Genomic DNA, 25,848 nt, shown 5'->3' on the forward strand with positions numbered 1-25,848 from the left:
GCACCGGCTGCTGTTCTGCGTCGCTGTCGGGACAGGCGACGCAGCAGGCAGAATTATTCAGCCCAGAAAGTTGTAGCTAGCCGTATAAGGAACCTGAATTTCACTGCCTTCTGTTGTGGCATCGCATCCGGTAGCCGGTGCTTTACCCAGCGTGGTGGCAACGCGCTGTACGCTCTTAACATTTGCGAATGCTCCGCTGCCCGCATTACTTTTTACTTTCAGCAGTAACCAGGGAATTGCATTCGCATCCGGCGCATCCGCTTTCGCAACCACCTCCCCGACAATGCGACCACCGTCGGCCATCGCCCAGTAAGGTCCCGCTCCGTGATCGCCGGTTTTGGCACCGCTGACCTGATACAAATCTGCCTGTGGTGCAACAAACGTCCATGCGAAGCCGCCATTATTCGCCAGACCTTTGCAGGTATATCTTTGCACCCCTTTTGCAGCCAGTTCAAACATGAATTTCTGACCTTCCGGTGCTTGCAAACTCGCAGGCGCTTCAGTTGTTGCACGTTGCGGCAAGACCTGGCAGGCGCTCAGTCCCAGTGACAGAGTCGCAGCAATCACACTGACATGCATAATGTTCATCCAGAATTTCCTTCGTGTTATCCAGGGAAAATTTCTCAGCACCGCCAGCATGCTGGTGAAAAGTCCGCGCGGAGTGATAAAAAAAACAAAATTATGGCGTATGCATACCATTTTTTCATGGCTGATTTTGATACTCTCCTGCGGGTAATCTGCAGCAAATCAGGAAGAACAAGCTTACAACAGCCACCGGCAAGGTCCGTCAGAAGCGCATCCTTGTGCAAAATTCGGCATCTGCATTTTCCGGACAGCCAGACTTTCTGCCGACGACCGCCGGATCGCCATGCAGAAATCCGCATTTGGGGGTGTTTTCAGGCAGTTTCAGCGCTTTTCCGGCGCTGCCTCAGGCGGGGTGTAGCACAAATAAAAAAGGCAGCCCGCAGGCTGCCATTCTTTTTCAGCTTGCTGATTCGATTTACGCAATCCAGTCAGCGGGTTAACATCGTCAGACGTCGGTACGTACCAGCACTTCGGTGCCGACTTCGCGCCAGAACTCGGTTTCTTTTTGCAGCCAGTAAGACATGGTCGGGTGTTCGGTCATCCATTTGCGCTGCAATTCCAGCTCAATATTTTTCTTCATACGCACACGCAGATCTTCGTATTCGATATCAGCGCGGGAATGCATCAGCATCACGGATAAACGCAATGCCAGCACCGCTTTGGCAAAATCCGGATCATTCAGACCTTCAGCGATTTTACGCAGATTGCCTTTCTGGCTCAGGATCAGTTTGCTCATGATGCGCTGCTCGCGCGTGGTGAAGCCGGCCAGATCCGCATTCTCCACCATGTAAGCACCGTGTTTGTGATACCCGGTATGTGAAATCAGCATGCCGGATTCATGCAGCAAGGCACTCCAGTACAGCAAACGATTGTATTGCTCGGAAGCCGGACGCAATTGCTGATACAGCAGTTTCACCAGATCTGCCACGCGGTTGGCACGACTCATATCTGAATGAAACTGTTGCGCAAATTTCTGCACCGAGACTTCACGACGGTCACGCTTGGTAGCGCGCAGATACAAATCCCACATCACACCGATACGCAGACCGGCTTCAATCGGATGCAGCACCTCGATTTTGAACTCGGTCATCAGACCGATCAGAATCGCCAGCCCGCCGACGACCATCGGCACGCGCTCCGGCTTCACACCGTTCAGCGCCAGTTGCTGCATCGAACCCGCTGCCACACAGCGATCAATCAGCGCATACAGATTCGGCAGCGTCACACGGCCATCGCCGATGCCATTCTTTTCTATCGCTTCTGCAATCGCACGCATGGTGCCGGACGAGCCGTAAGCCTTGCGCCAGTGCTGCGGCGCGTAGACCGAGGACATGTCTTCAAACACAGAACGCGCGGTCAGAATCGCGGCATCAAAGGCTTCTGCCGTAATCCGACCCTCAGGGAAAAAATTGATTGCGTGCGGAACCGTGCCAATGCTGAACGATTCCACATTCAGAATTTCATGACCGCGGCCAAGGATGACTTCGGTAGAACCGCCGCCGATATCCATCACCAGACGACGTTCACCCGGCACAGGGACAGTATTGCAAACACCCAGATAAATCAGACGGCCCTCTTCTTCACCGGAAATCACTTCAATCGGATGACCGATTGCCGCTTCCGCACCGGGCAGCCAGTCTGCTGCATTTTTTGCGATACGCACGGTATTCGTGGCCACCACACGCACAGCTTCCACCGGATACGCTGCCAGCACCTCGGCAAAGCGCGCCAGACAGGCAGTAGCCCGCTGCATTGCTTCTTCGGTCAGATTGCCGTCTTTGTCCAGACCCGCCGCCAGCCGGATCGGCTCACGCGCGGTTTTCAGGATACGGATCGCACTGCCTTCATGCCGGGCAATATGCATACGAAAACTGTTCGAACCAAGGTCGACAGCAGCAAACATAATTTTTCCTTCTCGTCTGTGGTGCGATACTTTATTCAATCACAAAGGGCGGAAATGATACTAATCATTTTTTGTGACTCAAGCGTGACCTGCTGATTCAGCTTGCCGCTTCTGCGTTCTGCGCCACAAAAAAGCGTGGCTGCAGGGCTTGTAAGCCGGTGTTTTCCAGAATCTCATGCAGTCTGGCAGCAGCGCGTTTTTGCGGCTGGCCTTTGTATTCAGCAATGATCAGTTCATTCTTCATTGAATGCTCCCAGCCCACAAGTTCCGTGACCGTGACCTGATAACCGTGCGACTCCAGTTGCAGACAACGCAGAACATTGGTGATCTGGCTGCCGAATTCACGGGTATGAATCGGATGACGCCACAGTTCCGACAAAGGATTCGATTTCACCGCCTGCGATTTTGTGCGGCGCAGTTCTGCAGCCACTTCCGCCTGACAGCAAGGTACCAGCACCATGTAGCGGGCTTTTTTACGCAGCGCAAACTCAATTGCATCATCGGTTGCGGTATCACAGGCATGCAGCGCAGTGACGATATCCACGGTTTCCGGCAATTTGTCGGAGGTTACCGAATCTGCAACCGATAAATGCAGAAATTCCATGCCGGGAAAGCCAAGGCGCTGTGCCAGTTCAGTGGATTTTTGCACCAGCTCGGCACGGGTTTCGATGCCGTAGATACGCGAATCTTTCAGCGCTGGCTGATTCTTGAAGAACAGGTCATACAGAATGAAACCCAGATAGGATTTACCGGCACCGTGATCCACCAGCGATACAGCGCGGTCGCCTTCACTCAGATTTTTCAGCAGCGGTTCAATGAACTGATACAGGTGATAAACCTGCTTCAGTTTGCGACGGCTGTCCTGATTCAGTTTGCCGTCACGGGTCAGAATATGCAGTTCTTTCAGCAATTCTTCTGACTGCCCTTCACGGATTTCATGTTTTTGTGCTGCCGGACTGGTGTCCGCTTTCACTGCACTGGCTTTGTTTTTTTTGCTCATGATGTCTGATTCCGGAAGAGTCGTATCCTGCACGGCCGCTCGCAACATGCGCAACATGCGCGCCATGCAGAGCACAGCAGATGATAGCGGCGATTCGTGACGATAACGGCGAATATAAAACAAAAAGGACCCAGATTTTCATCTGGATCCTTTGTCTGGTGGGTTGTGCGGGATTCGAACCTGCGACCAACGGATTAAAAGTCCGCTGCTCTACCGACTGAGCTAACAACCCGTTAGCCTGCTTGCAAACTCCTTCACAGGAACCTGCGGAATTTCTGGTGGGTTGTGCGGGATTCGAACCTGCGACCAACGGATTAAAAGTCCGCTGCTCTACCGACTGAGCTAACAACCCAACTTATTTCTCGACACCATCACCAAAAGGACTCTGGTGGGTTGTGCGGGATTCGAACCTGCGACCAACGGATTAAAAGTCCGCTGCTCTACCGACTGAGCTAACAACCCCGAGAAAGACAGCTATTATAGGAGCCTAAACCATAGCTGTCAATAGACACGCGCCCTCCGGCTTACTTCAGCGCGCCGATACGGCTTTTTGCCGCTTGCGCTGCTTCTGTGTTCGGATAATCGCGCACAATGGTTTCCAGCGTTTTCTTCGCAGCCGGTTTATCTTTCAGCTCGACCTGACACAAGGAAATATTCAGCAACGCTTCCGGTGCTTTCGGATGATCCGGATACGATTTCACCAGCTGTTGCATGACAGGAATCATGCCTTTGCAGTCACGCTGCGCCAGATACGAATTACCCATCCAGTACTGCGCCTGACCGGCGTACACCGAATTCGGATAACTGTTCAGGAAACCGCTGAAGCCGTTCACCGCCGCTTTAAAGTCGCCGGACTTATACACATTCATCGCACCTTCAAACGCACGCTCTTCACCCGGCTCGATTACCGCTTCACGGCCATCCACCACCATGCGCTTCGGTTCCAGTTTGCGGATACGGTTATCCAGATCCACATAAAAATCCTGCTGACGGCGCTGCGCATTCGCAATGTCATTCGCCAGCACTTCGACTTGTCCGCGCAGCTTTGCTAATTCAGCGCGCAGTTTTTCATTTTCATTGGCCAGATCCAGCGCGGTCGACTTATCGGCCTTGGTTTCAATGCGCGAATCCAGACGGGCATTTAATGCCTCAATCTTGGCGCGCAGGTCCAGAATCGCTTTACGGGCTTCATCATCATCAAAAATACCTGCAGAAGCCATGGCAGGAAAACATCCGGCAAATGCCAGTGTCAGCAATACACGGTGGACTGAGTTTTTTTTCATCGCATTGCTCGTCAAAATAAATACGCCGCTTATCACAGATAAGCGGCGTCAGTTAGCTGTTCAACAGACAGGCATGTCCGTTTTCAGGCTGGTATTACTGATAAACGATATCAGCACGGCGGTTTTCCGCCCAGGATGCTTCATCGTGGCCAGTTGCTTTTGGCTTCTCTTTACCCAGAGAAACTGCTTCCATCTGACCATCAGCAACGCCCATCAGGCTCATTGCTTTACGCACTGCTTCAGCACGTTTCTGACCCAGTGCCAGATTGTATTCGCTGCCGCCGCGTTCGTCAGTGTTACCCTGGATCAGGATCTTGCGATCTTTTTTGGATGCCAGGTATTTGGAGTGGTTTTCAACCACAGATTTGGAATCGTCTTTAACAACATAGCTGTCGAAGTCGAAGTACACGCTGCGCAGTGCCAGTACACCTTTAGGATCGTTCAGCGGATCCATTTCAGGTGCTTTCACTGGTTTAACCGCATTAGGATCAACTTGTGTGGTTTGTGTGGTTGTTACTGGTTTTTCTTCCACTTTTGGCGGATCCAGAGGCACTTTAGAAGCACAGGCGGACAGCAATGCTGCGCCGGAAATCAACAAAGCCAGTGTTTTAGTTTGGGATGTGAAACGCATTTTCTCTCCTGAATTGAACAGTTTTATTTGAGATACGGGCCCCAGGTCGGTTCCCGGATATCGGCAGCCTGCACCGATAATTTTTGTCGCACCTTACCGTCTACAGACACGACTGCCAGTGTAGCCTGACGTCCAGTTTCGGTAGCGTACATGATATAACGACCGTTCGGCGAAAAGCTAGGCGATTCGTCTTTGGTCGTATCTGACAGCCTTGTTTCCTGACCGGACGCAAGATCCAGCGCATACAGCTGGAACTTTCCTTCACGGCGGGAAATGTAAGCAAGGGTTTTGCCGTCCGGCGAAATACGTGGTGTGATGTTATAGCTGCCGTTAAACGTTACGCGCTTTGCTTCACCACCATTCACACTGACGCGGTAAATTTGCGGACCGCCGCTGCGGTCACTGAGGAAATACACATACTGGCCATCTGCAGAAAATTGCGGCTCGGTATCAATCGCATTACTGCTGGTCAGTTTTTGCAGACCGGAACCATCGGCATTGATCAGGTAAATCTGGGTCAGACCATCGCGCGACAAGGCAATTGCCAGACGGCTGCCGTCCGGCGACCATGCAGGCGCAGAGTTGCTGCCCTTAAAGTTCGCTACCACACGGCGTTCGCCGGTCAGCAGGTTTTGCACCCAGACCACCGGTTTTTTCATTTCAAACGACACGTAGGCAACTTTGCTGCCATCCAGTGTCCAGGCCGGCGAAATAATCGGTTCGCGGGAACGTAAGGCAGCTACTTCGTTGTAGCCATCAGAGTCCGCCACCACCAGACGGTATTCGCCACCGGATTTGGTGACGTAAGCGATACGGGTTGCAAATGCACCGCGCACACCGATCAGCTTTTCATACACATCATCGGCAATTTTATGTGCGGAAACGCGAGTACTGGTTGGCAGCGTTGGCAGCGCAAAGCCGGACAGCATTGTCGCTTTGCTGGTATCGAACAGCTTATAGCGCACATCAAAGCGGCCATCTGCCAGCTTTTGCACACTGCCGACCACCAGCGCTTCTGCGCCTTTACGTTTCCACTCTTCAAAGTTCACAGGTGCGGTTTCCGACAACACAGTGCCCGCATCAATCAGACGGAAATAACCACTGCGCGCCAGATCATCACGAATAATCTGAGAGATTTGCTGCGGACTGAGATCTTCATTACTGAAACCTGCAATCGCAATCGGAATCTGGTTAGAACCGACACCGGAAACTTCCACCCGCAATTGCGCCTGTGCCGGTACAGGCGGCACACCCGCCATCAGTGCCAGCGCCAGCGCAGGAATACTCAGCAAACGTAAACCTGATTTCATATCGTCTTACTCTTCTCGTAATTTGTAGACCAGTAACAAACTGGAAGGAACCTGACCATTTTTATCTTTTGGCAGCGGCGCGGATTTTTCAATCGCTTTCGCCACCGCTTCATCAAAAGACGGAACGCCGGAACTCTTTGCCATACGTGGCAAGCCGCGCAGGGAACCATCCGGCAGCAATTCTATTTTGTATTCCACCGTCGGATTGCGGCCGGCATTATCGCCCGGCGGATAAATCATGTTCGAACGCACTTTCGATGCAATTTTCGCGATATAGCTAGGATCGCCGCGGTTATTACCGGTCGATTTTTCCGCCGTACCGCTGCCACCGGAACCAACTGCACCGGCCTGCGCATTGATGCGCTGCATTTGCTCGCTGAACAGTTTGTCAGCCAGCGCTTTTTCACGCGCATCTTTGGCTTTCTGATCTGCCTGTTTCTGCTTATCGGCTTTTTCTTTCTGCGCTTTTTCCTTCAGCTCTTTTTCTTTGAGCGCTTTCTCGCGTTCTTTCTCACGCTCTTTTTCGCGCTCCAGACGTTCTTTCTCGCGCTGTTTTTCCAGCTTCTCTTTTTCGAGTTTTTCTTTTTCGCGTTTTTCTTTCAGTTCAAGCTGACGCTTTTCCTCTGCAATACGCAGTTTTTCTTCTTCGCGTTTTTTCTCTTCCTGAATGCGTTTCTTTTGCTGCTGCAAAGCGATTTCCGGATCTTCCACCGGTTTGGCGACAGGCTCAGGGGTGCGCGCGACTGGCGCAGGTTCCGGTTCCGGCTCGGGTTCCGGTGCGACTTGCGGTACCGGCAAAGGCGCAGCTTCGCGCGTGGTCAGATCCCAGACTTCCGCTTCCACTGCATTCGATTCATGGCTTTGCCAGTTGATACCGACCACAAAAAACAGCAATAGGGCCAGATGCACCAGCAATGCCAGAACAATCGCGCCGGGCGACACACGCGCCTCACGGTTGATCATGGAAGTTACCGGATTTAATGCAGCATTCATATGGGGACACAGATCACAGGCAGACACAAAAGTTCCCGCAAATATGCAGAAAATATGCGCCACCAGTCAAAGTTCGGTTATTAACCCGTCATTATAATGGCTAGAGCGCCTGCCGATACATGAAACTCCTTCAGCGGTGTGCCGGATTTATGGCTTTTTCAGTGTATCGCCGCGCAAGCCCTGCAGTTCGGCATCCGGTTGCTGACTGAAGGTACCCAGAAACTGCCGGATCGCCATCTCCGCCAGACGCTGGCGGCGCAATTCATCCAGCGGTGGCTGGCCCATCATGATTTGCGGCCAGAGTGCTACCGCTTTCACCTGCCCCATCAGCAAATCACCCAGCTCAACAGGTTCGTACTCTGCCAGCAAACGGCCCGACGCTTGTGCATCACGTATCCAGCGCACAATCACCGGCTCACTGGCCTTCAGTTGCTCCACCATGCCACGCGCCCGTTCCGGCACATGAATCGTCGCCGCCACAATCACGCGCACTAAATCCACAAAAGCAGGATCGCTGAATAAAGCGATTTTTTGCTGCAGATACTGGCGCAACTGCTCAGACAGCGATGGCTGTGCGACAAAATCAAAGCGATCATTCACGATCACGGTATCCCATAATCGCTGCAGAATCGCGGAAAACAAATCCTCTTTGCCCGGGAAATGGTTATACACGGTGCGCTTGGACACACCGGCGCTGGCGGCGATCGCATCCATACTGGTTGCGTCATAGCCCAGACGACGGAATTCTTGCACCGCTGCCTGCACAATCGCTTCTTTTTTCTTATCTGTCAGCCTGCGCAACAGCGAGGGACAGCTATTACAGAGACTAAACGCCATACTGCCGCCGGAGATTTATTCGGGAAAACATAATTCTACACCGGGCAGTTTACTTTTTTCCGAAACCCGCCTAAACTAAAACTACACCGTATAGTTTACTTTTAGAGGCTAAACATGCATTCTTCCGGCGCTGCATCCGATACAACCCGCTATCACAACCCATCCGGCGCTGGCATTCAACAGCGTGGCTTCCTTGAGCATGTACGCATCGCCTGGAAAATGCTCAGAAAAAATACCCGCGATACGGTGCCGAACGGGAGTATTCCTGTCCATGAACTGGATAGCACCGCTATTCTGCGTGCACCGGATAACAGTATCTGGCGCTTTGGCCATTCAACCATGCTCTTAAAACTGAACGGGCAATTACTGCTGACCGATCCGGTTTTTTCGGATTACGCGTCGCCGTTTCAATTCCTCGGCCCTAAACGTTTTCATGTGCCGCCGGCGGCAATCAGCGAATTGCCGCAAATCGATGCGGTACTGATTTCGCATAATCATTACGATCATCTGGATAAACGCAGCGTGCAGCAACTGCGTGGCAAAGCGGACCGCTTTATCGTACCTGCCGGACTGAAGCAGCAACTGGTGCAATGGGGTATTCCGGCCACCGCGATTACGGAATTGCAGTGGTATGAAGAAACCCGCTTCAACGGCGTGCGTATCGTTGCCACGCCGGCGCGCCATTATTCCGGCCGCAGCCTGTGGGACCGAAACCGCAGTTTATGGGCGTCGTACTGCATGATCAGTCCGCATGCTCGGGTTTTCTTCAGTGGCGACAGTGGCTACTTCGATGGCTTCCGCGAGATTGGCGAGCGTTACGGCCCTTTTGATCTGACCCTGATTGAAGCTGGCGGCTACAACCAGATGTGGCATGACGTGCATATGGCACCGGCGGAAACACTGCAGGCGCATCTGGATTTACGCGGGAAATTCCTGATGCCGGTGCATAACAGCACCTTCGATTTATCAGAACACGTTTGGTGGGAACCGATGGAGCAGTTACTGAAGCTGGCAGAACTGCGCGGCGTACGCATCAGCTTTCCGCAGATCGGTGAAATGCAGGATATCAGCGAGCCCTCCCCCGGCCACGCATGGTGGAACAGCGAGCGGGTCCACCGTCGTCAGAGCGCTGCCGGCGCAACGCAGCCTTCACGCATACAAAACGCCTGAACACCACCGGATATCGCCAGCATCCCCGCCTGCCTGATGACGAAGATTTGTGCAATTTTCGTCATCAGGCAATTTCGCAAGCCCGGACTTTCTGCCGACAACAGACGGATCGCTGTGCTGAACACCGCATTTGAGCCGTTCTGGCTCACTCACAACGGCCTGAGGTTGCCCCCAGTGTGTAGCAAGCCTATTCTTCCAGCGACGCTGCCATGTCCTGAATGAAGGCCCCGATATCCAGCCCCTCACATAACTCTGCTTCACCGGTTTCATGATCCAGCCTGAAGATCAGCGAAGCGGATTCGGGTTGCGCCTGCAACGCAAAGTAATTGCCGCCGCCATCATCCGCAATAATCAGCAAATCAGCGATATTCAGCGTCGCAGCAGCCGGATGTTCGCGCTGCCACCACAAACGAAAATGTTGCGTTTCTTCGGCAATTCTTTCGGAGCCATACAGCAAAGTAACGAACAAAAACGCTTCTTCATCCTGAATCGCCACACCGTCAGCAACCGACAGCATCGACACCAGATCTGCAGGCAGCGCCGTCGCCACGGTCGTCGCCAGCGTCTGCAACTGCACCGGCGTGGCGGGCGCTGGCAGCACGATATGCGGATGTAACGCCAGCAATTGTTGTTGGTTCATGCCTGCCCCCTTTTACACATCAGGCCAGCGGAGTTGTGCCGGACATTGCGGTGTCACCGGTTTGCTGGTCTTGTTTGACTTCGTGAATCACGACAGTACCTGCGATCAGATCGTGCAGCGATCTGCGGCGTTTGTTGGTCAGCATCACGATATATTCACTGAAGAGCCAGACGTTGTAGCAATTATCTACAAAACCATACCAGGCCGGCGCATGCTCCCGCAGGAATTCCGCTCGCTCCATAATTTCATACGACAGATAATCGGGGTCACTGACGGACAAATACGCCATCAGCATCCCAATCGTCAATACTGCACCGAACACTGTCTGTACGGACTCACGCAGAATCGCTTCGCGGTAACCGATCGCCGAGCCGTCGGTCCGGCAAATACGCATGTTCAACAAGCGTTTGCCCGGCGTTCCGCCGAAACGCTTTACCAGATACACGCTGTACACCAGTCCGGCGAAAAACATAATCACCGATCCGATACCGTCGAGTAAGCGAGTATGCGGACTTAACCATTCAATACCAAACACAAAAAGCAGAATGATCGCCGCATCAATCAAACCTGCCCCAACCCGCCTGAATACGCTCGCGTAGCGCAATTCTCCGTTGAAATTCAAACCTGCCTGCATCGCTTCACTTTGCATTAACTGTTATCCAATAAAAAGATGTTGATTTATTTTTGTGCATTGCACGCCGCTGATTGTAGCCAATGCCTTATGAAAATTACATAAAATAAAATCAATTTCCAAAAAGTAAGCCTTCACAGATACCTGCTTACAACAAAAACTGTGAAGAAGGCTTCGTGTAACAGAACAGGAACGGGGTTACGCTGAAGATTGCAGGGCCTGAAAAGGAAAAAATTGCTGACGACCGGCAATGAAGCGCTAGCAGAGATTATGCAGTCTTCGTCATTTCATTTTCGCGGACAGCCAGACTTTCTGCCGACGACAGACGGATCGCTGTGCTGAACACCGCATTTGGGGCATTTTCTGGCTGAAAAAGACGCTGGGCTGGCTCGCCGGATGGCAATGACTGATTTGGTGAAAGCAAAGCGAGTTCAGAAAACGGGGAGCAAAGCCCCCGCTTACCTTTTGCATCATTGACGCATTACTGATCCAGACTAATCAGTGGCGGTGATGCCGTTACCTTACCAAGCTCGATCGAAAAGTCATCTTGCGCAGAAATTTTGGTTTCCCTCGCAGAATAGTTGTGCGGACCGCAAACAAACTGCTCACCGGGTTTTCTGCAAACCCAGAACTCGCCACCCTGATGTGACAAATACACGGTTTGTATTGGTTCCCTCTGTGACAGTAAATACGCCATCGGACTGAAATCCGGGTTATTCGGATAATGTTTACCTCTGCTGGCGTGATTGCTGCCAACCAGTGCCACGTAGGTGTATTCCGGATATTGTCTGAGTCGGTCGATAATATTTAGTGTCATTTCACCGTCAACTCTGCCAATGGAGAATGGTTCGTTTTTCTCTAAACGAACCGGTTTATAGTCATCACTGATGTCAAATGCGGCCAGCAGTACTTTTTGTCCGGCTTGCTTCAGCTTTCTGACAGCGTCGATCAGCCCGAACATTGCAACACTGGAACGCCCGTCCTGAATCCTGCCCTGCCAGAATTTCCCTTTCTGCAATGCACGTCTGTCTTCAGCGGTACCACTCGATTGCAGATAATGATTGATCGCCGCTTGTTCGTTTTCGGGAATTTCCAGTCCCAGTATTACCGGCTTATTCGCCGCCAGCAGCTGACACACCACACTTTTTGCAAATGCAGGATATTCATTGGAACCATGTGTTTCGCCAATCACCAACACGCGGGTTTTCAGCTCCGCGACAGGAAATTTGCCCTCTTTCGGGCAGACTAACTCATCTGCACTGGCCGTCGTAAACAAACCGGAAATACACACCGATAAAGCAAGCTTCAAAAATTTTTTCATAGAAATAGGAATCAGAAATAAAAGCGCAGCGCAAGCAGTGAGGCGAAAAAACGCCTTCATTCATATGCTGCATGCTGCAATTAAAATTTGTCCGGCATGAAACTGCGGAACTGACGCATGCGCCATCACCACACGTTTCTGCACTTATCGCCATACCGTTGTCATTCTAAGCAACAGACCATTCTTTTTTATCATTGCCATTTAATTTTTTAAAAGAAATACAGTATCTGTACTCTTTTACAACAACGCTACGCCTGAGTTTTCTTTTACGCCGTGTTTTCAGCAAATTTTGCTTCGTATTGCACATCGGCTTGCCCCCGTGCTCCCGGGGCGCCGCCGTACAACCCGCCGCTTGTGTTGTGTAGATTTCGTCATTTCGTTTTTACAGACAGCCAGACTTTCTGCCGACGACCGCTAGGTTGTTGTGCTGAACACCGCATTTGAGGCTATTTCAGCCTGAATTCAGCCTCTCCGGTGACTTTACCGGACGTGGACGTGGTAATCCCGATACGGATACGGATACGGATACGGAACAAGATGAACAAAAAAACCGCCGTTCATTGCTGAAAGGCGGTTTTCTGTGGCAGTTCGTATCAGCGGCAGCTGCGGTATGTTCGGCTGCAAATGCTGAGTAAAAGCTGAATTACTCTTTGTGATACGAGGTGACCAGCTCAACTTCATTGCGGGAGCCGAGGAATACGGCAACGCGCTGATGCAGTGCAGTCGGCTGAATGTCCAGAATGCGTTCTTTGCCGTTGGTTGCCATGCCGCCAGCCTGTTCCACGATCATCGCCATCGGGTTGGCTTCGTACATCAGACGCAGCTTGCCGGCTTTTTCCGGTTCACGCAGATCGGCCGGATACATGAAGATGCCGCCGCGGTTCAGAATGCGGTGTACGTCAGCCACCATGGAAGCGATCCAGCGCATATTGAAGTCTTTGCCGCGTGGGCCGGTTTTGCCAGCCAGCATTTCATCCACATAGCGTGTGACCGGCGGATACCAGTGACGGCTGTTGGAAGCATTGATCGCAAATTCTTTGGTGTCTGCCGGAATTTGCACATTGCTTTGTGTCAGTACCCAGGAACCCATTTCGCGATCCAGTGTGAAGCAGTTCACGCCGTTACCGGTGGTCAGCACCAGCACGGTTTGCGGACCATACACAGCGTAACCGGCAGCAACCTGTTTCGTACCCGGTTGCAGGAAATCCTGTTCGGTCGGCGTGCTCATGCCTTCCGGTGCTTTCAGTACCGAGAAAATTGTACCGATCGACACGTTGACGTCGATGTTGCTGGAGCCATCCAGCGGATCGAACATCAGCAGGTATTCGCCGCGCGGATAACGGTTAGGAATCGGATGGATGGTTTCCATTTCTTCCGATGCCATCGCCGCCAGATGGCCGCCCCATTCGTTGGCTTCCAGCAGAATTTCGTTGGAAATAATATCCAGCTTCTTCTGTACTTCACCCTGTACGTTTTCCGAGCCGGCGGTACCGAGCACTTCGCCCAGCGCACCTTTACCAACCGCATGGCTGATGGTTTTGCAGGCGCGCGCCACCACTTCGATCAGCAGACGCAATTCAGCAGGGATAGAATTGTTTTGTCTTTGTTGCTCTACCAGAAACTGGGTCAGACTTACACGTTTCATAATAACTCCGTTTATAAAATTTATTCAGCCGCCAGCGCTTTGGTCACGACTTCTGCGACGTCTTTCGACAATTTTTTCGTACCAGCTACTTTTTCCAGCGCCGCTTTCATCTTTTGCTGTAATGCCGGGCTGTATTTTTTCCAGCGATCCATACTGCGTGCCAGGCGCGCGGCAACCTGCGGATTGATCTTGTTCAGCGCAATCACCAGTTCGGCCCACAGTGCGTAACCGCTGCCATCCGGCGCATGGAATTGCGAAGGATTGGCATTGCAGAAGCTGAAGGTCAGACTGCGTGCACGGTTAGGATTATTCAGCGTGAACGCCGGATGCTGCATCAGTTCGCGTACTCTGGCGACATCGGTGGTTTCTGCCACGGCTTGCAACATAAACCATTTGTCCACCACCAGCGCTTCTTTCGCGAACTTCTTGTAGAACTGCGCCAGCGCTTTATCCGCCGCTTTTTTCAGTTTCGGATCGCCTTTGAAATTCACCAGTGCATGCAGGGCTGCGAGGCGATCGGTCATATTTTCCGCTTCGTCGAACTGCGTCAGTGCCAGTTCAAATGTTGCCTGCTGCGGCCAGTCCGCCAGATACGACAGGGCCAGATTTTTCAGCGCCCGCTTCGCTGCCGGTTCCGCATCCGGACTGTAGGCGCCCGGTGTCAGATTGTTTTCGTACGCCGTCAGCAAGTCGCCGCGCAACGCATCGCTGATCGCTGCACGTGCATACTGACGTGCGGTATGAATTGCCTGCGGATCGACTTCGTCAAACTCTTCGGCAATCACCAGTTCTGACGGCAGGGTCAGCACCAGTTCACGGAAGGCCGGATCCAGTGTTGTATCGTTCAGAGTATTACGCAATGCTTCGAGGAACATTTCATCCAGCGCCAGCGCTTCACCGGCCTGTACTGCTTGCGTCAGTTTCACCAGACGGCGGGTTGCCAGTCGCTGACCGGCTTCCCAGCGGTTAAACGGATCGCTGTCGTGCGCCAGCAGATGCGCCAGTTGCGCATCGGAATAATCAAAGTGCAGCACGACCGGCGCAGAGAAATTGCGCAGCAGCGATGGTACAGGTTCTTCCGCAACATCACGGAAGACGAAAGTCTGGCTCGCTTCGGTCAGTTCCAGCACCACGCTGGTCTGACCAGCCTGTGCGCCATCGGTATGCAAAGGCAGATCACGACCATCCGCACCCAGCAAGCCCACCGTCACCGGAATATGGAAAGGCAGTTTTTCAGCCTGACCCGGTGTCGCCGGACAGGATTGTGTCAGTGTCAGCGCGTAGGTTTTTTCGTCAGCGTTGTACACGGCGCTGGCATGGACACGCGGTGTGCCTGCCTGGCTGTACCAACGTTCAAACTGCGTCAGATCACGTCCGCCTGCGTCGGCCATCGCCGCACGGAAGTCATCACACTCCACAGCCTGACCATCATGGCGTGCAAAGTACAGGTCCATGCCTTTGCGGAAACCGTCGTGGCCCAGCAAGGTGTAATACATGCGCACCACTTCCGAACCTTTTTCGTAAATGGTGACGGTGTAGAAATTATTGATTTCAACAAAGGAATCAGGACGCACAGGATGCGCCATCGGGCCGGCATCTTCAGAGAACTGTACCTGACGCAGCACGCGCACATCTTCAATCCGCTTCACCGCACGACCGGTCGCCGTACCCACCAGATCCGCCGAGAATTCCTGATCACGGAAAACGGTTAAGCCTTCTTTCAGCGACAACTGGAACCAGTCGCGGCAAGTGACGCGGTTACCGGTCCAGTTATGGAAATATTCGTGACCAACCACAGATTCGATACCGGCGTAATCGATATCGGTGGCAATGCTAGGATTCGCCAGTACGTACTTGGTATTGAAAATATTCAGGCCTTTGTTTTCCATCGCGCCCATGTTGAAGTCGCCGGTGGCAACAATCATAAAGCGATCCAGATCCAGTTCCAGCCCGAAACGTTCTTCATCCCAGCGTATGCTCTTCTTCAGAGATTGCATTGCGTGGTCAGTTTTATCCAGATTGCCCGGCTCCACCCACACTTGCAGCAATGCATCACGGCCATCCTGCAAACGGAAAGTTTCTTCCTGACACACCAGCTTACCGGCGACGATTGCGAACAGATACGATGGTTTGAAGAACGGGTCTTCCCATTTCGCATAGTGACGACCATCACCCAGATCACCTTCTTCGATCAGATTGCCATTGGACAACAGTACAGGAAACGCTTTCTTATCTGCGCGCAGCAGCACGGTGTACTTCGCCATCACATCCGGACGATCCGGGAACCAGGTAATACGGCGGAAACCTTCTGCTTCGCACTGCGTAATCAGATTACCTGCGGATGCATACAGGCCGGACAAGGCGGTATTTTTTACCGGCTGAATCAGGGTTTCAATTTCCAGCACCACGTCGTCCGGCGCATCCGGAATACGCATGGTTTCACCCTGAATACTGTATTGCGATTTTTTCAGGTTCACACCGTTCAGGCGCAATTGCAGGGTTTTCAGGCCGTCACCAAACAGCACGATATCTTTTTCCGTGCTGTCCGGATTGCGGCGCAGGGTCATCCGTGTCGCCACATAAGTCTGTTCGAGGCCGAGATCCAGCCCCATTTCCACGGTATCCACCCAGAAGCCGGGTGCTACATAATCTTTACGGTAAATTGCCTGAGGTGCAGAAAGGTTGTCGTTTCGCATATGCAAGCTGTCTCTTCAGTCAGAAATCGGATGGACGCCGTATTTACAGCGCAAACCAGCATTGTAGCAATGGCTACAGAAATTCCGGAAAATACCCGCTGAAAATTCAGCGGAAACAATGAAAATTCGGTGAATTTGCGCACGCGCATGACGGATGCAGGTTTTGTTCCGCTGCGTTACAGTTCGAAACGGAAAGTCAGGCAATTCGATTTACACTACACGTATGATTGTCCGGACAACATCGCCCGCAGTCCATCGGCAGCAAAGCATTGCTGCCACCCGCTTTCTTTGAGTTATTGCAGGAGAATGATCATGAGTAAACTTGTCAGAATATTGTGCCTCAGTGCGATTACTTTACTGATGTCAGCCTGTGCGACGACGTTTTCCGGGCAGGTCAGCAGTTTCCATGAATGGCAGGCACAAACCTCCAGAGTGTATGTGGTAGAACGCGCACCGGATCAGGAAAACAATCCTGAGTACAAAGTATACGAAGAGCAGTTGCGCAGGCAGCTGGGTATTTCCGGATTTCAGGAAGCCGATGCACAGCACCCCGCCGCGATTAAAGTCAGCATGGCCTATGCAAGCAATATCGCAGAACTGCAGGTGAGCAGCTTACATCCGGCTTTGTATGATCCGGTCTGGCGCCTGCATTTCCGGCGCGGTTTGTATTACGGGCCTTACTGGTATCCGTATCCGCCACTGTTTCCATCCGATCTCAGCGTAAAGCGGAACTACCTGCACCAGTTGGAGCTGCGTTTCAGCGAGGTGCAAAGTGGCAAACGCCTTGCCGATATCAAGGTCAGTACCGAACAACTGAATCCCGCCATTTCCATGTTTATGCCGGATTTGCTGGCACTTGCGCTGCAGGACTTCCCGCAGCCGAACGGCAGCACCCGTGTGATTGAATTACAAAAGACCACAAAAGAAGCGAAGTAAGTAAGCGATGGAAGCAAACGGTTTGCTGCGTTGGCGTCTCTGAAGGCGACAAAGTCAGACTGCAGATTTGGGCTCAGATAAAAAGGGAGGCACCCGTCAGAGTGCCTCCCTTGTTTTTTCATCGTCTTGCAGTTGCAACGCAAAGCCATCACCCATCAGAGTGGCGGATCACGCAAGGCTTCGACCAGCGCGCGGTCAACCACAGAATGGGCTGCGACTTTCACCGCTTCACCACAACGGAATTTCTCGGTCAGCTCGTCAGCCGACACTGAGAAGGAATCATGTCCCTGACGGCTGCTGAAGATGTAACGCGTGCGCTTAGGACTGATCCATGCCAGACGATAACGCGTTGTTACATCAGCCTGATTGGTAAAATCCACCCAGACGCCGGATTCCAGCGCATCGACCATGGTTTCCCATTCATCGCTTTCTTTCGGCACATGATCCTGTGCCTGACGATTCAGGCGTTTTTCGCTGGCGCGCTGGGCAATATTCACCGCAATTTCCAGCTGGCGACGCGGCGATAATTCCAGCGGCGCACGTGCGATTGCGGCATGACGCTCTGCCAGTTTGGAAAAGAAAATCACCCGTTCCGGCTCATCCCATTTAATCGCATTCAGCCATGCGTTCAGCAGCGTCAGCATCGCCGGCAGTTTACTGACCAGTTCCTTGCGCTCCTCCGCGCTGTTTTTCGGTTTCAGACTCCAGATCAGATCATCCATCGTCTTCAGCGCGTTTTCCAGTGCGTTCGGCTTTTCTTCTTTGACGTTGTGCGCAATCGTCAGAATACGTATCCACTGCGTGCGCAAAAACTCTTCCAGAAAACCTGCCACCTCACCGGTTTCCACGCGAATTGCCACATCATTCTCGGCGAACTCACGCGCCAGCCGCATTTTCTCCTGCTTCAGCGCTTCCTGCACCGGCTCGGAAATTGCAGTTGTTGCCTGCTTTTCCTCCTCACGCAGGAAGTTTTCCAGATCGGCGACCACATCAGAAAACAAATCAATTTGCAAATCAAATTCCTGCTGCACCCGCTCGACCACGCCTTCAATCATCTGATACAGCGGATCTTCTGCGCTGGCATCGTTTCCGAGTAATACGGATGACTTCGCCAGCGTATCAATCAGGACACGCGCCGGATGGCTGTCGCGGAAAAAGAAATCCTTATCCATCAGCGCAACCTTCAGCGTCGGTATCTGCAGCTGGCCAATCAGATTTTTTATTTCTGCGGGAATATGCGGGTCGTTGAACACATAGTCAAAAATACGGGCAAGTAATTCGATCGTATTCTGATCGATATGTGTGAGTTCGCTCTGGCGATGGCGGGAAATTTCACGCAAATGCATGCCGCTTGCCACACCATCGGGCGTGCCGGCATTACGCTGAATACTGGTCAGATAATCGAAGAACTGGCGGTCTACGGTGATCGTTTCCATACCATCACCCGATCCACCCCACGACTCAGCACCGCTGAATCCCGGCAAGGATGCATTTTCCTTGCGTGCATTCTGATCCGAAAAGATATTCCGCAGCTTATGTTCCAGATAAGGATCAGATGCTTCCAGATCTTCGCGCCGGGTGAATACCATGCGTTTTTTGGTCTGGCGCTTGGCACCTTCAATATCAACAACAATTCCGCGTTCGACGAATGCGTCATTCAAACCCTGATACACCGGATTCAGTTGCAGAAAGATCTCTGGCTGCAGCAAACGTAAAATCAGCGGCAGACTGTCTTTGCTGTTGCTGTCAAATTCCTGCCAGGCATCCAGCACAGCATGGACAAAAATTTCAGGCCGGAAAGGATTCTGCGAAACGGCGATCGGCGTACGGCGCAACACATGGCCAATACGGATATTCAGCCCGACCAGCTGATCTGCGTTATTCAGTTCCAGCGACTTGCACAGGTTTGAAGTCAGGATTTTGTTTTCCATTTCTTCAAACGGCACCAGTGACATATCCTGCAGATTACCCTGCTCACCCAGCCGCTTGCGTGTATTCATCACGCCGATTTCTTTACTGAGTGCGCTGTTCAGATGACTCGCTGCGAGCCGGTAAAAGCTGCTGTGATTGCGTTTTAACAACTGATAGGTTTGAAAGCTGCTGGTCGCTTCGTCGGGTCGCACATTCTGATCGGCGACTTTAAACAGTGCCTGTGTCAGACGCGATGCAAATGCCTCCAGCTGTGACGAAATCAGATTGACCGCAACCGGCACCATTGCCTGCAGCATCTGCACTCTCGGTGCTCCGGACGGATCATGTTGTCTTTGCGGATTGACCGGCAGTGTATCCATAAATTTCTGTTCTGTCTGAATCTGTTATCTTTACAGCATACGGAGATCGGATCTCCGGAAAACTCCGCCACCGGCTACAACCTCACTGGTTTTGCAGCGCCCATCATTTGTAAGCAAGGATCACACCGCAACTTCCGGCAATTTAATGCTTCATTCCCGCAGTTGACATGTTAATTAAGTCAGTATCCTGACTGTCAAGCGCTTTGCGCTTTTCGGTTATCTCAAAAGCGGAAGGATGACGAGACAGATCAGACAAGACCGAGGGCTTTTCGCACTCTCTGCTTTTACTACATTTGGATGCCTTGCATGATAAAGAAGTACATCAGGCCTGCCATCCGTTATTTCCCTTATATTTTTCCGACCAGCGGTACTTGATCAGATGCTGCGTTTCACACCTTTTTCGCGCAAATCACTCCCGGACAACTTGCATTGAACATTGGCAGACTGCTGATGCAGAAATATGCACAGCATAATCGATCGCAGCCAGTGGTGGCAGGCTTAGTACTCAATCAGCAACCAAATTTGTGTACGGCACAACAGCACATCGCTGGAACAAGCAGCAACCATAACAAAAGAACAAATAACGCTGGCACCGCAATTATTTTCCACATGGAAAAATTATAACAATTTCTTACAAAGTCCCGACGGATTTTTCAAATTACCTGAAAAACAATGACTCAGAAAGCAATTATTCTTTCTACAATGGAGAGACTCCTACTAAACCAACAACATTACCAATCCGTCATGTACAGCCCAAGCCTGCAATTCTCAATATTCAGAAAAAAAACTGCCCGCGAAGAAGTCAGCGTCACTGAATCAGGTGACATGACTACCTCGAAACCAATGAAATCTGCGTTTGCGAGCGACAAAAATACGCCGCTTTCGGACATTTTTGCACGACTAAGCAGGATGAATTCTGCACAGGAAAGCTGACAGCAGGAAATATGAGCTGCATCAATCACATCCCTGCCATCCCGGAACTGGCTTACCCGGGGTGCCTGTATGGTAAAATGATGGTTTATCTTCCAACCTGACAGGCAGTCAGAGTTTCTTCCTGAATCCGGCCGACTGCCTCCATAAGAAAGACACATCATGGCAGGACATAGTAAGTGGGCCAATATTAAGCACAAAAAAGCTGCGGCAGATGCAAAGCGCGGCAAAATCTGGACACGCCTGATTAAAGAAATCACCGTTGCGGCCCGTATGGGTGGTGACGACGTGAATTCCAATCCGCGTCTGCGACTGGCTGTTGAAAAAGCAGCAGATGCCAACATGCCGAAAGATAACGTCGCACGCGCTATTCAGCGCGGCGCCGGCACCGCTGAAGGCGTAAACTACGAAGAAGTCCGTTACGAAGGCTACGGCATTGCCGGTGCAGCGATCATCGTTGACTGTCTGACTGATAACCGTACCCGTACCGTGGCGGAAGTGCGTCACGCATTCAATAAATACGGCGGCAACATGGGAACCGAAGGTTCCGTTGCCTTCATGTTCAAGCACTGCGGACAACTGATGTTCGCTCCGGGCACCAATGAAGATGCCCTGATGGAAGCAGCACTCGAAGCCGGCGCAGATGACATCATCACCGATGATGAAGGAGGCATCGAAGTTCTGTGTGAACCGTACTCTTTATCCGAAGTGCGCGCCCGTCTGGAACAGGCAGGCTTCAAACCGGAAGTGGCAGAAGTGCTGATGAAGCCTTCCACTGAAACCGTGTTCACCGGTGAAGATGCCCAGAAAATGCAAAAGCTGCTGGATGCGATCGAAAATCTGGACGATGTTCAGGAAGTATTTACTAACGCCATTATTGAAGAATAATATGAAAATTCTCGTCGTCGGCTCTGGTGGCCGTGAACACGCACTGGCGTGGAAACTGGCGCAGTCTGAACGTGTGCAAACCGTTTATGTTGCTCCGGGTAATGGCGGTACCGCTAAAGATCATCGTCTGAGCAATGTACCCTTATCTGATCCGGCTGCGCTGGCAGACTTTGCGGAAAAAGAAGGTGTTGCACTGACCGTCGTTGGCCCTGAAGTACCGCTGGCGGCTGGCATTGTGAACATTTTCCGTGACCGTGATCTGAAAATTTTCGGCCCTACCCGTGAAGCAGCCCAACTGGAAAGTTCCAAGGACTTTGCCAAAGCGTTCATGAAGCGCCACAAAATCCCGACAGCTGAATACCAGACATTTTCTGATCTGGCTGCTGCGCATGATTACATCAATGCCAAGGGCGCTCCTATCGTGATCAAGGCAGACGGCCTGGCTGCGGGTAAAGGTGTTGTCGTCGCGATGACACTGGAAGAAGCGCATGCTGCGATCGATATGATGCTGGCAGATAACAAACTCGGCGACGCCGGTGCGCGCGTTGTGATTGAAGAATTTCTGGCAGGCGAAGAAGCCAGCTTTATCGTGATGGTAGACGGTAAAAACATTCTGGCGCTGGCAACCAGTCAGGATCATAAGCGTTTGCTGGATAACGACGAAGGCCCGAATACCGGCGGTATGGGCGCTTACTCGCCTGCGCCTATCGTGACACCGCAGCTGCATGCACGTATCATGCGCGAAATTATCGTACCGACCGTACAAGGCATGGCAAAAGACGGCATCGTCTTCACCGGTTTCCTGTATGCGGGTCTGATGATTGACGATCAGGGCAATCCGAAAACGCTGGAATTCAACTGCCGCATGGGTGATCCTGAAACCCAGCCTATCATGGCGCGTCTGAAGAGCGATCTGGTACAAGTCATGGAGCACGCGGTCAACGGTACGCTGGATACAGTGGAACTGGAATGGGATCGCCGTACCGCAATGGGTGTTGTAATGGCAGCCCATGGCTACCCGGACAGCCCGCGTAAAGGCGACAAAATTACCGGTATTCCGGCTGAAGCCGCCGACGCTGTGGTGTTTCACGCTGGTACCACTGAACAGGATGGTGCAACCGTGACCAGCGGTGGCCGTGTTCTGTGCGTGGTCGGTCTGGGCGATACCGTCAAACTGGCACAAAAACATGCTTACGATGTGGTTGAGAAAATCAACTTTTCAGGCATGCAATACCGCCGCGATATCGGCTGGCGCGCACTGAACCGCAAACACTGATCTGTTACAAGATTCTGCCATATGTGGGTTGGATGCACTCCAGCCCACATTGTTTTTTATGAGATGCTGACATGGTGAATACCGAAGCTGTCAAAACCTATTTACTGGATCTGCAGGCACGCATCATTGCTGCGCTGGAGCAACTGGATGGTAAAGCCTTCCTGACCGACAGCTGGCAGCGTACTGAAGGTGGCGGCGGCATTACCCGTCTGGTAGAAGAAGGTAATGTGTTTGAACGCGGCGGCGTGAATTTTTCACACGTCAAAGGCAGTACCTTGCCGCCATCCGCTGCTGCAAACCGGCCTGATGTGGCCGGTCAGCCGTGGGAAGCAATGGGCGTATCGCTGGTGCTGCATCCGCGCAATCCGTATGTGCCAACGGTGCATATGAACGTACGTTTTTTCAGTACCTGTGATGCGCAGGGCAATCCGGTCTGGTGGTTTGGCGGTGGCATGGACCTGACACCGTATTATGGCTTCGAGGAAGATGCCGTACATTTTCACCGCACCTGCCGTGATGCATTAACGCCATTTGGCGAAGACCTGTATCCTCGCTTCAAAAAATGGTGCGACAACTATTTTTACCTGAAACACCGTCAGGAAGCGCGCGGCATCGGCGGCGTGTTTTTTGATGATTTCAATGAAGTCAGCTTTGAACACAGCTTTGCGATGATGCGTTCTGTCGGCGACAGCTTCATTCCGGCGTATGTGCCGGTTGCTGACCGCCGTCAGGCGATCGCTTATGGCGAACGTGAGCGCGACTTCCAGGCGTATCGTCGTGGTCGCTATGTCGAATTTAATCTGGTATTTGACCGCGGCACGCATTTTGGCCTGCAATCGGGCGGACGGACAGAATCTATCCTGATGTCGATGCCACCTGTCGTAAAATGGCGGTATCAGTGGCATCCGGAAGACGGCACGCCGGAAGCACGTTTATGGACAGACTTCCTGCCACACCGTGAGTGGGTCTGATGTCCGCAGCAGTCTCTTCGGTTCTCGTGTTCGGTGGCAGCTTTGACCCTGTTCACCGCGGTCATGTTGCGCTGGCAAGCCGCTTTTGTGAACTGCTGCAACCACAGCAACTCAGAATTATTCCTGCCGGGCAACCCTGGCAAAAAAGCGCTCTGACGGCTACATCGGAGCAAAGAGTCAGCATGCTCAGGCTGGCTTTTGAAAACTGGTCATTGTGCCAGCTGGAGATTGATGAACAGGAAATCGTGAGGGCGTGCCAGCAGCAGCCCAGTTATACGATAGAAACCCTGCGTCAGCTCCGTGCTGAATTAGGACCGGACACCTGCATTCATCTGGCGATGGGTGCGGATCAGTTACATAACCTGCATACCTGGCGCGAATGGGAACATTTGTTCAGCTATGCCAACCTGTGCGTGGCAGCCAGACCGGGCTTCAGTCTGGATTTGTCCGCCGGTGCAGTCAGGGATGTCTGGAAACAAAGAGCAACAAGCGCAGAACGATTACGCAGCCTGCCCTGTGGCGGCACCCTGATCGAGCCGGATCTCGACTGGGATGTCTCTGCCACCCAACTGAGGGAAGGTTTAATGCGGCATAATCCTGCAATCCGGTCGCTGGTTCCTGTCAAGGTGCTAGACTACCTGCAACAACATACTATTTACTGATTATGGATATTAAAAAACTGCAAAGCCTCGTTGTCGATGCCCTGGAAGATGTTAAAGGCCAGGAAATTCAACTGTTCGACACGACGCATCTGACCAGCCTGTTCGACCGTGTACTGGTCGTTTCCGGTACATCGAACCGTCAGACCCGTGCGCTGGCCGCATCGGTACGTGACAAAGTCAAAGGCGCCGGCGGCGACATCGTCAGCATGGAAGGCGAAACCACCGGTGAATGGGTACTGGTCGATCTGGGCGACATGGTCGTTCACATCATGCAACCGGCAATCCGTGCTTACTACCGTCTGGAAGAAATCTGGGGCGACAAACCAGTGAAACTGGGCGCAGCAAAACGTACTGCGAAGAAAACCGCCAGCCCGAGCACCGATGACGAAGAAAAACCGAAACGCACCCGCAAAACTGCGGCGAAAGCACCGGTTGAAGTGACCTTCGACATGATGGCAATTCAGGCACCGCTGGAAGATGATGAAAAACCGGCACGTAAGCCACGTGCGCGTAAAGCAGCGACTACTGAAACTGCTGCCGCGAAACCGGCCGTACGTAAGCCACGTGCACCAGCCGTTCCAAGCGGTGGCCGTGTGAAAGTTGCCGCGACTAAATCTTCCGTTGCTTCTGCAAAACAGGCTGCGGCAAAACGCACAACCCGTAAGAAAGCAGCAGAATAAACCCTGCTTCTGTCTCTGTCTGACACAGATCTTGAAATGGCTGCCGCGGCAGCCATTTTTTGTGGACGACAGCTCACCGAAAGAACACCATGCAACTGATTATTGCTGCAGTCGGGCACAAAATGCCGGACTGGATAGAAAACGGCTTTCAGGAATACACCAAGCGTATGCCTGCTGAATGTCGCGTCATACTGAAAGAAATCAAACCGGTAGACCGCTCCGGCAGCCGTACTGCCGAAACCGTCATGGCTATGGAGCGCACCCGCATTGAAGCGGTGATCCCGAAAGGCGCGCGCGTCATTGCGCTGGATGAACGCGGTAAAGACTGGACCTCGGTCGCCCTGTCGCAACAGCTGACGCAATGGCAGCAGGACGGACGTGATGTGGTGTTTATCATCGGCGGTGCCGACGGTTTAGATCCTGAAATCAAAGCCCGTGCAGATAATCTGATCCGCGTTTCCAGTATGACCCTTCCGCATGGTATGGTTAGGGTTTTGCTCGCAGAACAACTTTACCGGGCCTGGTCGATTACCCAGAACCATCCTTACCACCGGGTCTGACACCGATTC

At 52.3% G+C, this 25,848-nt stretch carries 23 protein-coding genes and 3 tRNA genes; 9 read left to right on the top strand and 17 right to left on the bottom strand.

Going from position 1 to position 25,848, the window contains the following annotated elements; all coding sequences use genetic code 11:
- Positions 1–57: 57 nt before the first annotated feature.
- The 11 genes from IE092_RS03675 to IE092_RS03725 form a co-directional block, all read right to left on the bottom strand.
- Entirely contained in the window at positions 58–588 is a 531-nt protein-coding gene (locus IE092_RS03675; RefSeq protein WP_189355626.1) for a DUF3455 domain-containing protein, read from the bottom strand.
- A 442-nt stretch (positions 589–1,030) separates the two neighbouring features.
- The gene (locus tag IE092_RS03680) at positions 1,031–2,488 is read right to left on the bottom strand and encodes a Ppx/GppA phosphatase family protein (protein WP_189355627.1); all 1,458 of its coding nucleotides are present in this window, start codon (positions 2,486–2,488) and stop codon (positions 1,031–1,033) included.
- A gap of 97 nt (positions 2,489–2,585) precedes the next feature.
- Positions 2,586–3,488, bottom strand: a complete 903-nt coding sequence (locus tag IE092_RS03685) for a class I SAM-dependent methyltransferase (RefSeq protein ID WP_189355628.1) — start codon at positions 3,486–3,488, stop codon at positions 2,586–2,588.
- 156 nt (positions 3,489–3,644) lie between these two features.
- Positions 3,645–3,720: transfer RNA gene (locus IE092_RS03690), tRNA-Lys, on the bottom strand.
- A 44-nt stretch (positions 3,721–3,764) separates the two neighbouring features.
- Positions 3,765–3,840: transfer RNA gene (locus IE092_RS03695), tRNA-Lys, on the bottom strand.
- 34 nt (positions 3,841–3,874) lie between these two features.
- Positions 3,875–3,950: transfer RNA gene (locus IE092_RS03700), tRNA-Lys, on the bottom strand.
- 62 nt (positions 3,951–4,012) lie between these two features.
- Positions 4,013–4,771 carry a tol-pal system protein YbgF gene (gene ybgF / locus IE092_RS03705; RefSeq protein ID WP_189355629.1) on the bottom strand — a complete coding sequence of 253 codons (759 nt, stop codon included), beginning with the start codon at positions 4,769–4,771 and terminating at the stop codon, positions 4,013–4,015.
- Between the two features lie 94 nt (positions 4,772–4,865).
- Positions 4,866–5,402, bottom strand: a complete 537-nt coding sequence (pal, locus tag IE092_RS03710) for a peptidoglycan-associated lipoprotein Pal (RefSeq protein ID WP_189355630.1) — start codon at positions 5,400–5,402, stop codon at positions 4,866–4,868.
- Between the two features lie 23 nt (positions 5,403–5,425).
- Complete coding sequence (gene tolB / locus IE092_RS03715; RefSeq protein WP_189355631.1) at positions 5,426–6,712, bottom strand: Tol-Pal system beta propeller repeat protein TolB; 1,287 nt, start codon at positions 6,710–6,712, stop codon at positions 5,426–5,428.
- Between the two features lie 6 nt (positions 6,713–6,718).
- Positions 6,719–7,705, bottom strand: coding sequence for a cell envelope integrity protein TolA (gene tolA, locus IE092_RS03720; RefSeq protein WP_229793006.1), 987 nt, complete (start codon positions 7,703–7,705; stop codon positions 6,719–6,721).
- Positions 7,706–7,852: 147 nt separating this feature from the next.
- On the bottom strand, positions 7,853–8,542 hold the full coding sequence (locus tag IE092_RS03725) for a TetR/AcrR family transcriptional regulator (protein WP_189355632.1): 690 nt from the start codon (positions 8,540–8,542) through the stop codon (positions 7,853–7,855).
- A 114-nt stretch (positions 8,543–8,656) separates the two neighbouring features.
- Between IE092_RS03725 and IE092_RS03730 the strand changes: the two genes are divergently transcribed.
- Entirely contained in the window at positions 8,657–9,712 is a 1,056-nt protein-coding gene (locus tag IE092_RS03730) for an MBL fold metallo-hydrolase (protein WP_189355633.1), read from the top strand.
- 187 nt (positions 9,713–9,899) lie between these two features.
- Here IE092_RS03730 and IE092_RS03735 read toward each other — a convergent pair whose 3' ends face one another.
- The 5 genes from IE092_RS03735 to pepN form a co-directional block, all read right to left on the bottom strand.
- Positions 9,900–10,352 (bottom strand): SMI1/KNR4 family protein, encoded by a 453-nt coding sequence (locus IE092_RS03735; protein WP_189355634.1) that lies wholly within the window; start codon positions 10,350–10,352, stop codon positions 9,900–9,902.
- 19 nt (positions 10,353–10,371) lie between these two features.
- Complete coding sequence (locus IE092_RS03740) at positions 10,372–11,001, bottom strand: RDD family protein (RefSeq protein ID WP_189355635.1); 630 nt, start codon at positions 10,999–11,001, stop codon at positions 10,372–10,374.
- Between the two features lie 463 nt (positions 11,002–11,464).
- Positions 11,465–12,304: a TraB/GumN family protein gene (locus IE092_RS03745; protein ID WP_189355636.1), complete on the bottom strand. Its 840-nt coding sequence runs from the start codon at positions 12,302–12,304 to the stop codon at positions 11,465–11,467.
- 643 nt (positions 12,305–12,947) lie between these two features.
- A complete protein-coding gene (locus tag IE092_RS03750; RefSeq protein ID WP_189355637.1) occupies positions 12,948–13,949 on the bottom strand; it encodes a class 1 fructose-bisphosphatase in 1,002 nt (333 codons plus the stop codon).
- A gap of 20 nt (positions 13,950–13,969) precedes the next feature.
- On the bottom strand, positions 13,970–16,645 hold the full coding sequence (gene pepN / locus IE092_RS03755; RefSeq protein WP_189355638.1) for an aminopeptidase N: 2,676 nt from the start codon (positions 16,643–16,645) through the stop codon (positions 13,970–13,972).
- 312 nt (positions 16,646–16,957) lie between these two features.
- Between pepN and IE092_RS03760 the strand changes: the two genes are divergently transcribed.
- A complete protein-coding gene (locus IE092_RS03760; RefSeq protein WP_189355639.1) occupies positions 16,958–17,581 on the top strand; it encodes a hypothetical protein in 624 nt (207 codons plus the stop codon).
- A 155-nt stretch (positions 17,582–17,736) separates the two neighbouring features.
- Here IE092_RS03760 and IE092_RS03765 read toward each other — a convergent pair whose 3' ends face one another.
- Positions 17,737–19,872, bottom strand: a complete 2,136-nt coding sequence (locus tag IE092_RS03765) for a DUF1631 family protein (RefSeq protein ID WP_189355640.1) — start codon at positions 19,870–19,872, stop codon at positions 17,737–17,739.
- 672 nt (positions 19,873–20,544) lie between these two features.
- Between IE092_RS03765 and IE092_RS03770 the strand changes: the two genes are divergently transcribed.
- From IE092_RS03770 to rlmH, 7 genes are all read left to right on the top strand, one after another.
- Positions 20,545–20,805, top strand: a complete 261-nt coding sequence (locus tag IE092_RS03770) for a hypothetical protein (RefSeq protein ID WP_189355641.1) — start codon at positions 20,545–20,547, stop codon at positions 20,803–20,805.
- A 159-nt stretch (positions 20,806–20,964) separates the two neighbouring features.
- Positions 20,965–21,690, top strand: coding sequence for a YebC/PmpR family DNA-binding transcriptional regulator (locus IE092_RS03775; protein WP_189355642.1), 726 nt, complete (start codon positions 20,965–20,967; stop codon positions 21,688–21,690).
- Between the two features lies 1 nt (position 21,691).
- A complete protein-coding gene (purD, locus tag IE092_RS03780; RefSeq protein WP_189355643.1) occupies positions 21,692–22,966 on the top strand; it encodes a phosphoribosylamine--glycine ligase in 1,275 nt (424 codons plus the stop codon).
- Positions 22,967–23,037: 71 nt separating this feature from the next.
- Entirely contained in the window at positions 23,038–23,937 is a 900-nt protein-coding gene (gene hemF, locus IE092_RS03785) for an oxygen-dependent coproporphyrinogen oxidase (protein ID WP_189355644.1), read from the top strand.
- Entirely contained in the window at positions 23,937–24,599 is a 663-nt protein-coding gene (gene nadD, locus IE092_RS03790) for a nicotinate (nicotinamide) nucleotide adenylyltransferase (protein ID WP_189355645.1), read from the top strand. The genes hemF and nadD overlap by 1 nt, the downstream gene beginning before the upstream one ends.
- A 2-nt stretch (positions 24,600–24,601) precedes the next feature.
- Positions 24,602–25,279, top strand: a complete 678-nt coding sequence (rsfS, locus tag IE092_RS03795; protein WP_189355646.1) for a ribosome silencing factor — start codon at positions 24,602–24,604, stop codon at positions 25,277–25,279.
- 89 nt (positions 25,280–25,368) lie between these two features.
- Positions 25,369–25,839, top strand: coding sequence for a 23S rRNA (pseudouridine(1915)-N(3))-methyltransferase RlmH (rlmH, locus tag IE092_RS03800; protein WP_189355647.1), 471 nt, complete (start codon positions 25,369–25,371; stop codon positions 25,837–25,839).
- Positions 25,840–25,848: the final 9 nt, after the last annotated feature.

The sequence above is a fragment of the Cognatundibacterium squillarum genome, from assembly GCF_014652435.1.
GTDB classification, from domain to species: Bacteria; Pseudomonadota; Gammaproteobacteria; order Burkholderiales; family Burkholderiaceae_D; genus Undibacterium; species Undibacterium squillarum.

Bases quoted from the DNA above. Each gene is read 5' to 3' on its own strand.
- IE092_RS03770 (WP_189355641.1), top strand. From the start codon at position 20,545: ATGACTCAGAAAGCAATTATTCTTTCTACAATGGAGAGACTCCTACTA.
- IE092_RS03740 (WP_189355635.1), bottom strand. From the start codon at position 11,001: ATGCAAAGTGAAGCGATGCAGGCAGGTTTGAATTTCAACGGAGAATTG.
- rsfS (WP_189355646.1), top strand. From the start codon at position 24,602: ATGGATATTAAAAAACTGCAAAGCCTCGTTGTCGATGCCCTGGAAGAT.
- IE092_RS03775 (WP_189355642.1), top strand. From the start codon at position 20,965: ATGGCAGGACATAGTAAGTGGGCCAATATTAAGCACAAAAAAGCTGCG.
- hemF (WP_189355644.1), top strand. From the start codon at position 23,038: ATGGTGAATACCGAAGCTGTCAAAACCTATTTACTGGATCTGCAGGCA.
- IE092_RS03680 (WP_189355627.1), bottom strand. From the start codon at position 2,488: ATGTTTGCTGCTGTCGACCTTGGTTCGAACAGTTTTCGTATGCATATT.
- pal (WP_189355630.1), bottom strand. From the start codon at position 5,402: ATGCGTTTCACATCCCAAACTAAAACACTGGCTTTGTTGATTTCCGGC.
- IE092_RS03765 (WP_189355640.1), bottom strand. From the start codon at position 19,872: ATGGATACACTGCCGGTCAATCCGCAAAGACAACATGATCCGTCCGGA.
- pepN (WP_189355638.1), bottom strand. From the start codon at position 16,645: ATGCGAAACGACAACCTTTCTGCACCTCAGGCAATTTACCGTAAAGAT.
- ybgF (WP_189355629.1), bottom strand. From the start codon at position 4,771: ATGAAAAAAAACTCAGTCCACCGTGTATTGCTGACACTGGCATTTGCC.
- IE092_RS03750 (WP_189355637.1), bottom strand. From the start codon at position 13,949: ATGAAACGTGTAAGTCTGACCCAGTTTCTGGTAGAGCAACAAAGACAA.
- IE092_RS03725 (WP_189355632.1), bottom strand. From the start codon at position 8,542: ATGGCGTTTAGTCTCTGTAATAGCTGTCCCTCGCTGTTGCGCAGGCTG.
- IE092_RS03730 (WP_189355633.1), top strand. From the start codon at position 8,657: ATGCATTCTTCCGGCGCTGCATCCGATACAACCCGCTATCACAACCCA.
- IE092_RS03735 (WP_189355634.1), bottom strand. From the start codon at position 10,352: ATGAACCAACAACAATTGCTGGCGTTACATCCGCATATCGTGCTGCCA.
- IE092_RS03675 (WP_189355626.1), bottom strand. From the start codon at position 588: ATGAACATTATGCATGTCAGTGTGATTGCTGCGACTCTGTCACTGGGA.
- purD (WP_189355643.1), top strand. From the start codon at position 21,692: ATGAAAATTCTCGTCGTCGGCTCTGGTGGCCGTGAACACGCACTGGCG.
- IE092_RS03685 (WP_189355628.1), bottom strand. From the start codon at position 3,488: ATGAGCAAAAAAAACAAAGCCAGTGCAGTGAAAGCGGACACCAGTCCG.
- rlmH (WP_189355647.1), top strand. From the start codon at position 25,369: ATGCAACTGATTATTGCTGCAGTCGGGCACAAAATGCCGGACTGGATA.
- tolB (WP_189355631.1), bottom strand. From the start codon at position 6,712: ATGAAATCAGGTTTACGTTTGCTGAGTATTCCTGCGCTGGCGCTGGCA.
- IE092_RS03745 (WP_189355636.1), bottom strand. From the start codon at position 12,304: ATGAAAAAATTTTTGAAGCTTGCTTTATCGGTGTGTATTTCCGGTTTG.
- nadD (WP_189355645.1), top strand. From the start codon at position 23,937: ATGTCCGCAGCAGTCTCTTCGGTTCTCGTGTTCGGTGGCAGCTTTGAC.
- tolA (WP_229793006.1), bottom strand. From the start codon at position 7,705: ATGAATGCTGCATTAAATCCGGTAACTTCCATGATCAACCGTGAGGCG.
- IE092_RS03760 (WP_189355639.1), top strand. From the start codon at position 16,958: ATGAGTAAACTTGTCAGAATATTGTGCCTCAGTGCGATTACTTTACTG.